This window comes from Methylophaga sp. UBA1464, assembly GCF_002325665.1.
Lineage (GTDB): Bacteria > Pseudomonadota > Gammaproteobacteria > Nitrosococcales > Methylophagaceae > Methylophaga.
In genome coordinates this window covers 1-3,915 of record NZ_DCSO01000017.1, presented here as the reverse complement: position 1 = coordinate 3,915, position 3,915 = coordinate 1, and the positions used below count along the sequence as shown (strand labels likewise).

The following is a 3,915-nucleotide window of genomic DNA, read 5'->3' as shown; positions in this document are numbered from 1 at the left end:
AAGGGAGAACTCGATCTTCGGCCCATAGAATGCCCCCTCGCCAGGTTGTAGCTCCCAGTCCAGATCTTTGGCATTTAATGCCTGTTCAAGTGCATGTTCCGCTTTATCCCAAACAGCATCACTGCCCACACGATTCTCCGGACGTGTTGAGAGTTTGATAATAATCTCGTTAAAACCAAAATCGGCATAGACGTTAAACAGAAGATCGATAAAGGTAGCCACTTCGGACTGAATTTGGTCTTCAGTACAGAAAATATGCGCATCATCCTGAGTAAAACCACGCAGGCGCATCAAACCATGCAATGTACCTGACGGTTCATTACGGTGGCATGATCCAAACTCCGCCATCCGTAATGGCAAATCACGGTAGCTCTTCAGACCCTGATTAAATATCTGGACATGACAGGGGCAATTCATCGGTTTAACCGCGTAATCACGATTTTCAGAATGGGTGCTGAAAATCATGTCACCAAATTTGTCCCAGTGACCGGATTTTTCCCAGAGGCTGCGATCGACTACTTGCGGTGTCCGCACTTCCTGATAATCATTTTGAGCCAACACGTCGCGAATGTATTTTTCTACTTCGCGATAAATCCGCCAGCCATTGTCATGCCAGAAGATCATGCCGGCCGCTTCATCCTGCAGATGAAACAGATCCAGACTTTTCGCCAGTTTACGATGATCGCGTTTTTCAGCTTCTTCAAGACGGTGCAAATAAGCCTTCAGATCTTTTTTATCCGACCAGGCAGTACCGTAGATACGTTGCAGCATTTCATTTTCAGATTTACCACGCCAGTAAGCACCGGCCAGTTTCATCAGTTTGAATGCTTTGAGTTTGCCGGTATTTGGCACGTGCGGACCACGGCATAAATCCATGAACTCGCCCTGACGATACACTGACAACACTTCATCTTTTGGAATATCTTCAATGATCTGCGCTTTATATTCTTCGCCCATTTCACGGAAGATCTGCACGGCAGCATCACGAGTGACTTCTTCACGCACCACTTCAAGATCCTGTTTGACCAGCTCTTCCATACGTTTTTCGATCTTTTGCAAATCTTCCGGTGTAAAACCTTTGGAATAGGAAAAATCGTAGTAAAAGCCATCTTCGATAACCGGGCCAATCGTGACCTGAGCATCCGGATAAAGTTGTTTGACGGCTTGAGCTAACAAATGCGAAGTCGAATGTCGGATGATATCCAGCCCTTCTTCATCACGTTCGGTAATGATGGCCAGTTCAGCATCATCTTCAATAACGTAATTGGTATCGACCAGTTTGCCATTCACTTTGCCAGCCAGAGCAGCACGGGCTAGACCGGCACCGATATCGGCGGCAACATCATGAATTGAAACGGGATGATCGAACTGGCGTTGACTGCCATCAGGAAGGGTAATTGAAATCATGCTATATCCTTGGTTGTGGCCAATACGAGAGGCCTTAAAAACCAAAAAGCACCTGCAAGAGGTGCTTGATGTATATATCTGGTAGGCACGATTGGATTCGAACCAACGACCCCCACCATGTCAAGGTGGTGCTCTAACCAACTGAGCTACGTGCCTACTGTGAAGCGCGAAATTATACGCAGTCGGGCAGTTTTTGCAAGCGCTTTATACCACCGATAAAGCTAAAGTCTCGTAATACATTCCAGCAATTTAATGGGGTGCTATTGCAGAACAACAGGCCCTAATGCCATCTTTCTCACTTTATCTAACTCATCACGTAACTTAGCCGCTTCTTCAAACTCCAGATTCTGTGCATGTTTATACATTGCACTTTCAATCTGTTGAATACGTTTGGCCAATTGTTGTGGAGACAGCGAGGCATATTTAGCATGCTCTTCGGCCACTTCGGCAAACCGCAGTTTTTCCTCTTTCTTGCTCTTCGAATCATCCATGCCACCACGAATCGATTTGATAATACCCATCGGCGTAATGCCATGTTTCAGATTATGAGCAATCTGTTTTTCACGACGTCGATCAGTTTCATCAATCGCCCGCTTCATCGAGCCAGTGATCTGATCTGCATATAAAATCGCTTTACCATTGAGGTTTCGGGCGGCACGGCCAATTGTCTGAATCAACGATCGATCACTACGCAGAAAGCCTTCTTTATCCGCATCCAGAATCGCCACCAGTGAAACTTCAGGTAAATCGAGACCTTCTCTCAACAAGTTGATCCCCACCAGCACATCAAATTCGCCCAGACGTAAATCACGCAAAATTTCCATCCGTTCGACGGTATCAATATCCGAATGCAAATAACGTACTTTGACATTATGCTCACGAAGATAATCGGTGAGATCTTCAGACATACGCTTGGTCAATGTGGTGACCAGCACCCGCTCGTTAACAGCCGTGCGTTTCGTAATTTCGGACAGCAAATCATCCACCTGCGTACCCACCGGGCGAATTTCAACTTCAGGATCGATCAAACCGGTTGGACGCACGACTTGTTCAACGATATTACCGGCATGTTCGGCTTCATATTTTCCAGGCGTAGCCGAAACAAAAATGGTCTGTGGCGCCAGTTTTTCCCATTCATCAAACATCAATGGACGATTATCCAATGCAGAAGGCAACCGGAAACCATAATTTACCAGCGTTTCTTTACGCGAACGGTCACCTTTATACATCGCGCCAATTTGCGGAATCATGACGTGGCTTTCATCAATAATCAGAATCGCATCATCTGGCAGATAATCAAATAAGGTCGGTGGCGCTTCACCGGCCTGACGGGTGGATAAATGTCTGGAATAGTTTTCGATACCGTTGCAGTAACCGAGCTCAAGCAACATTTCAATATCAAAACGGGTGCGTTGCTCCAGTCGCTGTGCTTCTACCAGTTTATTTTGCTCGTTTAATTCAGCTAATCGCTCACGCAACTCGTCTTTGATTGAATCTACTGCCCCCAAAATGGTTTCGCGTGGCGTGGCATAGTGGGTTTTCGGGTAAATCGTAATGCGGTTCATCCGTTGCAATACCTCACCGGTTAACGGATCAAAATAGCTGATCTGTTCGACTTCATCATCAAACAGTTCAACCCGCACCGCATCGCGTTCGGATTCCGCCGGGAAAATATCAATCACCTCGCCGCGAACCCGGTAGGTACCGCGGGAAAGTTCAATATCATTTCGCGAATATTGCAACTCGGCCAGACGCCGTAAAATTTCGCGTTGATTAATGATATCGCCCTGAACCAGATGCATGACCATCGCAAGATAGGCATCTTTATCACCCAAACCATAGATACACGACACACTGGATACGATAATTGCATCGCGCCGCTCCAGCATGGCTTTGGTGGCCGATAAACGCATCTGCTCGATCTGTTCATTGACCGACGCATCTTTATCAATAAAGGTATCGGAAGAAGGCACATAGGCTTCCGGCTGATAGTAGTCGTAATAGGAAACGAAATATTCCACCGCATTGTTCGGAAAGAACTCTTTCATTTCACTATAGAGCTGGGCAGCCAGCGTTTTATTGGGTGCCAGAACCATCACCGGACGCTGCACGGCTTGCGCAACATTGGCGATGGTGAAGGTTTTTCCCGATCCGGTGACCCCTAACAGGGTCTGCCACATTTCACCGTTGTTTAATCCCTCAACCAGCGACGCAATCGCAGTTGGTTGATCCCCCGCCGGTTCAAACTCGCTGACTAATTCAAATTGTTTTTTCATACTCTTTAGCAATGTCCGTGTTTATCGTATATTACGGTTTTCTAATCACTTATCGTTTCTCGAAGGACAGATTTTGACTATCAAACTCTCACAGCGCGTACAAAGCATCAAACCCTCGCCTACTTTAGCCATCACCGCACGCGCCGCGGCCTTGAGAGCCGAAGGTAAAGATATTATTGGTCTGGGAGCCGGTGAGCCGGACTTCGATACCCCGGATCATATCAAGCAAGCG

Annotated in this window: 2 protein-coding genes, 1 tRNA gene and 1 pseudogene; 1 reads left to right on the top strand and 3 read right to left on the bottom strand. The window is 46.8% G+C overall.

What is annotated here, in order from left to right; all coding sequences use genetic code 11:
- The 3 genes from thrS to uvrB all read right to left on the bottom strand — a co-directional run.
- On the bottom strand, positions 1-1,407 hold a 1,407-nt coding region (gene thrS / locus B3O33_RS01825), incomplete at its 3' end, for a threonine--tRNA ligase (RefSeq protein WP_292362813.1).
- A 79-nt stretch (positions 1,408-1,486) separates the two neighbouring features.
- Positions 1,487-1,563, bottom strand: a tRNA-Val gene (locus B3O33_RS01820).
- A 104-nt stretch (positions 1,564-1,667) separates the two neighbouring features.
- Positions 1,668-3,683 carry an excinuclease ABC subunit UvrB gene (gene uvrB / locus B3O33_RS01815; RefSeq protein WP_292360110.1) on the bottom strand — a complete coding sequence of 672 codons (2,016 nt, stop codon included), beginning with the start codon at positions 3,681-3,683 and terminating at the stop codon, positions 1,668-1,670.
- Positions 3,684-3,756: 73 nt separating this feature from the next.
- Between uvrB and B3O33_RS01810 the strand changes: the two are divergent.
- A pseudogene (locus B3O33_RS01810) lies at positions 3,757-3,915 on the top strand (aspartate transaminase); the annotation flags it as partial.